Source organism: Clostridium sp. CAG:221, assembly GCA_000435835.1.
GTDB lineage: Bacteria > Bacillota > Clostridia > Clostridiales > Clostridiaceae > Clostridium.
Map to the genome: position 1 here is coordinate 6,293 of FR883426.1, position 5,915 is coordinate 12,207.

A 5,915-nucleotide genomic window follows, 5' to 3' on the forward strand; every position below is an offset into this window, starting at 1 on the left:
CCACATGATTTTCAGGAGTATCTGGGCCAAAAATTCTTTCTGCATCAACTTCTGAAGGTTTTATTATATCTAACTTTCCAATAAGATTTTTTATATATTCTATTCCATCATGTCCTTCTTCCCAAATCATTTCATGATAATTTGGATCAAAACCTATAAGAACATTATTTTTTCTAGCTTCTTCAATAACTTTTTCAATAACTTTTCTTGATTTCTTTTGAGAAATAGGCCAGCATGAAAAATGAACTATTTTACTATTTTTTAATATTGAACCTATATCTTCATTGTATTCTAAATTATAATCTGCACTACGATAGAAAATAGGTAGTGGAGTTTCCTTACTTTTAGTTACAAGTACCATACTTGTAGAATTATTGACTTTATTAATAAATTCAGTATTAATATTATTTTTCTTTAAATTATTAATTAAGAATTCACCTAATCTATCATTTCCAACAGAAGCTGAAATAATAGGATTACCACCAAGTCTTTTTATATTCATAGTAATATTTGCAGGTGAACCACCAAAATATCTTGAGTATTTATTGCAACTATTGTCGGCATCATAATCATCAGAAATCATGTCAACTAATAATTCTCCAATTGCAAATACGTCAAATCTCTTATTCTCAAATTTTACAACATTGTTTAAGTTAAACATTGCTAACCCTCCCTTAAATTGGAATTATATAACTAAAGTATAAGTGAAAAAAAGATATATGTCAAGCGATTGACATATATCTTTTTGCATATTTGAATTATTATAGATTTCACTGATGGTTATGAAAACTTAGTAAATGATAAATGAGTAGCATTTTATATATAAAGATGAAGAGTTCTTACCTATAGCTGAAAAAAATGCTAGTAAAATGGTAGAGGAATTTATAAAACTTTATTAAGAGGTTAAATAAGTAAAGATGGTATCTTAAAATTGATTTTAAGATACCATCTTTAATATTAAATATTATTAACAGTTTCTCCTAAAACCTTCCCAATAGCCTCATGAATAACTAAATCAGCTTTATTATCAGCGGAAGTTGAACTCTTATTAATTAGAACAAGATTTTTACCTCTAAAGTAATTAATAAGCCCAGCTGCTGGATAAACAACCAGTGAAGTTCCACCTATAATTAAGGTATCTGCTTTAGAAATGGCAGCAATAGCACCTTTAATTACATTATCATCTAAGCCTTCTTCATAAAGAACAACATCAGGCTTTACATTTCCTCCACATTTAGTACAAGTAGGCACTCCTTTAGATTCTAAAATAAATTTTTCATCATAAAAGGCATGACATTTAACACAATAATTTCTTAAAACAGAACCATGAAGTTCATAGACGTGCTTAGAACCAGCAGCTTGATGTAAGCCATCTATATTTTGAGTAACTACAGCTTTAAGCTTACCCATTTCTTCAAGCTTAGCTAAAGCTATATGAGCAGCATTAGGCTTAGCATCAGGATATATTAATTTATCTCTATAGAATTCAAAAAATTCTTTTGGATATTTCATAAACATGGTATGAGAAACTAATTGCTCAGGAGTAAGGTTTATTTTAAGTTTTTCGTTCCACAAACCACTTGCACTTCTGAAATCTGGAATACCACTTTCACAACTACAACCAGCACCACCAAAGAAAACTATATTATTGCTATCCCTAAGTATTTGAGTTAACTTTTCTATTTCAGTATTCATTTATAATCATCTCCGTAATTTATTATATATTTTATTATTACACAAATAATTGGAAAAATAAAAATAGTTTTTATAAGGAGGTTATATAAAAATGTATAACTAGTTGGAGAAGATGTATTAGCTTCTGAAAATAGTCAATCACGGCAACCACCTGGTGGATATAATAGGCCTAATAGGTATAGGAGATTTAGACGTAGAAATTATCCTATAGGAGGAATAAACAGGATAGGATTGTTACCATATCCATATATTCCTCCAGTATATCCATATCCTTACGGTTATCCATACTATCCAATTTTTTAGCAGTTAATAATTTAATCTTTAGAAATAAAAATAAGCTTCTACTTGAAGGGGCTTATTTTTATTGTTTTTTATGACAGTAAAATTACAATACATATTGAGTATGTTGTAATTAAATTTTGCTGATGATAGACTAAGAATAAAGAAATTAAATTTATAGGAGATACTTATGAATATAAGAAAAGCAAAATTAGAAGATTTAGATATTATCGTTGAATATAATTACAATTTAGCATATGAAACAGAAAATAAAGAGTTAGATAAGGAAATCTTAACTAAAGGTGTTAGAAATATCATTCAAGATGAAAATAAGGGGATATATCATGTTTGTGAAATTGATGGAAAAGTAGTGGGGCAAATTATGTATACATATGAATGGAGTGATTGGAGAAATGGAACATTCATTTGGGTGCAAAGTGTGTATGTAAATAAGGAATATAGAGGGAAAGGGGTATTTAAAGCTCTATATAATAAAGTAAAAGAGATATGCGATAGTAATAATGAATATGTAGGTATAAGGCTATATGTAGAAAAGGAAAATTATACAGCACAAAAAACTTACAGAAGTTTAGGCATGGAAGAATGTAATTATTTTATGTATGAATATGAAAAGTAATAATATCAAGCAAGAGAGTTAAACTTAGTTGTAATATTTTTATTTTTGAAAAATATATTAAATCTATAAAAAGATTTTACTTACATCCGTATTTTAAATTGTGATAAAATTAAAGTATAGATAACCAGTAGTTTTAATAACGTAAGTCCAGTTATTAAAGCTGCTTTTTTGTTTCATAAAGCAGGATTTATGAAAGAAAGGAGAAGTTTTATGTTTAAGATTAATGATTATGTTATGTATGGAATAACAGGGGTCTGCAAAATTTTAGATATAAAAGAAGAGAAAGATAGGAATAGTGTAATAAAAAAGTATTATGTATTAAGGCCCATTTACTCTAAAAATACCATAATAAAGACTCCTGTAAACAATATGAAAATTTCTATGAGAAAGATACATTCTTTAGATGAGGTAAATTCATTGATAACGGCTATTCCCAGTGAAGAAACTTTATGGATAGAGGATGAGAAGAGTAGAAATGAGAAATTTAAATCTATGCTTAAAAGTGGAGATTGTGAAGCACTTATTAAATTGGTAAAGAGCATTTATGAAAATAAGAAAAGTAATAGAGAGTTAGGTAAAAAAGCTTATAAAGGCGATGAAGAAATAATGAAAACTGCAGAGCGATTATTAAATGAGGAATTTGCAATAATATTAAATATTTCACCAGATGAGGTTAATTCATATATAGCTGAGAAGATGTCACAATAAGTTAAGATAGTTAGAACATAGATAGATACTATCTGATGGAGCAAATAAATGCTACAAAAGATTTTTTGTGGCATTTATTTTTTGGTTATAAGGAACTTATTAATATGCTTAAAAAGAACGAATTTAAATTTTTTTATATCATATGATAGTAGAGGTTAGTAATCTTAAACTAGGAGGCAGTATGAATGATAAGAAGATAATAATAATTGGAGGCGGAATATCAGGACTTACTGCAGGAATTTATGCTCAAAAGGCAGGCTTTAGTAGTGAAATTTATGAAAGACATAGTATTGTAGGTGGTGAATGTACAGGTTGGGATAGGGACGGATATCATATAGATAATTGTATACACTGGCTGATGGGCACCACAAAAGGCACAGAGTTAAATAGGATATGGCGTGAAACGGGAGCAATTGATGATGATACTGAAATAATAAGAAATGATAAAATGTATACTTCAGAGTTTGATGGAAAATCTATTTCATTATGGAAAGATATAAATAAAACTAAGGAAGAGCTTTTAGCATTATCTCCAGAGGATGCTGATGAAATTAATAAGCTTATTGAAAGTTGTATTGTTGGAGCTAAAGTGAATATACCAGCTGAAAAACCACCTGAAATGATGAACTTTATAGATGTAATTAAGTTGTCAAAGTCTATGAAGATTTTGAAGCTATATGAAGGTATGGATACAAATGATTTAATGGATAAATTTAAACATCCATTGATTAAGTGCCTTATTTCAGACTTTTGCCCAAAAGAGTCATTGGCTAATTCATTTCCAATGGCATATGGAAATTTTATTAGTGGAGATGGAGGAATACCTAAGGGGGGATCAAGAGCAATGGCACTTAGGATGAGGAAGAGATATGAATAGCTAGGTGGCAGAATATTTACTGATTGTAATGTGATGAAGATAGATGTAGATGAAGATATTGCCACAGGAATTACTTTGAAGGATGGAAGGAAAGTTAAAGGAGATTACATCATACCAGCTTGTGATATCAATTATACTTTTGGACATTTATTAGGTAAAGACTATATGGATGATGTAATGAATGAAGTCTTACATCATAGAAAGAAATATCCTATTTATGGTATGTTTCAAGCAGCATATGCTATAGATAGCCATAAAGCTCTGGAATCAGAATATATGCTAGATGCCAGTGATATAAAAAATGAAAGCTGGATGGGTGATAGAATAACAGTTAAAACATATGGTTATGAGCCAGACTTTGCACCGAAAGGTAAACAGATAATCCAAATATTATGGGGATTATCTGAAGATAGTTATATTTACTGGAGAAAATTATATGGTGATAGAGAACAATATAATAAGAAGAAAGTTGAAATTGCTGAATTGATTTTGAGGAAGATAGAAGAGCGTTTTCCTGAATATGCAGGAAAGATGAAACTTATAGATACTTGGACACCAATAACATATGAAAGATACTGCAATGCTTATAAAGGATATAATCAGGCTTATATGATTACTAAAAATAGTATGAAGAATCCATATCCATCTCCATTTGTTAAAGGTATAGAAAATGTTATTTTAGCAGGACAATGGCTATCGCCTCCAGGTGGACTACCAGGAGCTGCAATACAAGGAAAGTTTTCTATTCAAAGGATTCTTAAAAAAGAAAAAAGAAGTATAAAAATATAAAATTATTAAATCATATGGAGCATTTTATGCTTTCCATATGATTTTTATTTTTATTATCAAAGTGATAAAATTGAAAATATAAATAAAAAGGAGTGATAAAGATGAGTGAAATAATATATAGAAAGATAAATGAAAATGAATTAAACACTGAGATATTTTCAAATTTTAATAGATATCAGCAAGTGAATAAATGCTGGAGAAAAAGAAATGGTCAATGGACTTTAGAGAATATAGCATTTACGGAACAATGGGGCAAGGAGGAGTATGAGTTTTTAGTGGAGTGCCTAAAAAATACTTTAAATACTGGAGGCGCTGTTATTGGGGCCTTTATAGAAGGAAAGTTAGCAGGCTTTACTTCCGTAGAAAATAAGTTTTTTGGTTCAAAAAGTCAGTATATACAATTATCTTCAATTCATGTTTCATATGAAAGCAGAGGAAAAGGCATTGGCAAAAAACTTTTTCAAATGATTGCCCAAGAAGCAAGAGATTTAGATGCTAAAAAGTTATATATTTCAGCACATTCATCGGAGGAATCACAAGCTTTTTATAAGGCTATAGGTTGCATAGAAGCTAAAGAGTACAATGAAAAATTAGTACAAGCAGAACCTTGTGATTGCCAGTTAGAATATATATTATAATTTTAAGAAAGCGTAATTAGAGTAAAATAATGGCTACATAGCCTTTCTTTTTACAACATTATTATTTAATTTAAGTAAAAAATAATATAGGTAAGTATTTTTCATCTAGGAGTGATTAATTTATGAGTGAAAAGAAAGACTGTTCATGTGCAAGCCAACAAGAAAAAGAAAAGAAGTGTAACAATCAAGGTGTTAAGCATAGTAAGAAAGTAAATAAAAAGGATTAACAAAAAATATTGAAAAAAATATTGAAAAAAATATTGAAAAAAATATTGAAAAAATAGTTGACAGG

The 5,915-nt window shown here is 28.9% G+C and carries 7 protein-coding genes; 5 read left to right on the forward strand and 2 right to left on the reverse strand.

The features are described 5' to 3' along the window. Together Q5O44_RS12945 and Q5O44_RS12950 are read right to left on the reverse strand one after the other, a co-directional pair. Positions 1–661, reverse strand: a 661-nt coding sequence (locus tag Q5O44_RS12945) for a PfkB family carbohydrate kinase (protein WP_302638065.1), incomplete at its 3' end; no start/stop codon positions are given. A 296-nt stretch (positions 662–957) separates the two neighbouring features. Then, entirely contained in the window at positions 958–1,695 is a 738-nt protein-coding gene (locus tag Q5O44_RS12950; RefSeq protein WP_022168862.1) for an NAD-dependent protein deacylase, read from the reverse strand. Between the two features lie 469 nt (positions 1,696–2,164). Here Q5O44_RS12950 and Q5O44_RS12955 point away from each other — a divergent pair, with 469 nt between their 5' ends. The 5 genes from Q5O44_RS12955 (at position 2,165) to Q5O44_RS12975 (ending at position 5,623) form a co-directional block, all read left to right on the forward strand. Then, positions 2,165–2,611, forward strand: coding sequence for a GNAT family N-acetyltransferase (locus tag Q5O44_RS12955; protein ID WP_022168863.1), 447 nt, complete (start codon positions 2,165–2,167; stop codon positions 2,609–2,611). Positions 2,612–2,821: 210 nt separating this feature from the next. Continuing rightward, a complete protein-coding gene (locus tag Q5O44_RS12960) occupies positions 2,822–3,319 on the forward strand; it encodes a CarD family transcriptional regulator (protein ID WP_022168864.1) in 498 nt (165 codons plus the stop codon). 181 nt (positions 3,320–3,500) lie between these two features. Next, positions 3,501–4,196, forward strand: coding sequence for an NAD(P)/FAD-dependent oxidoreductase (locus tag Q5O44_RS12965; RefSeq protein ID WP_022168865.1), 696 nt, complete (start codon positions 3,501–3,503; stop codon positions 4,194–4,196). A 30-nt stretch (positions 4,197–4,226) separates the two neighbouring features. After that, positions 4,227–4,985, forward strand: a complete 759-nt coding sequence (locus Q5O44_RS12970; RefSeq protein ID WP_302638070.1) for a hypothetical protein — start codon at positions 4,227–4,229, stop codon at positions 4,983–4,985. A gap of 101 nt (positions 4,986–5,086) precedes the next feature. Further along, complete coding sequence (locus tag Q5O44_RS12975; RefSeq protein WP_022168867.1) at positions 5,087–5,623, forward strand: GNAT family N-acetyltransferase; 537 nt, start codon at positions 5,087–5,089, stop codon at positions 5,621–5,623. Positions 5,624–5,915: the final 292 nt, after the last annotated feature.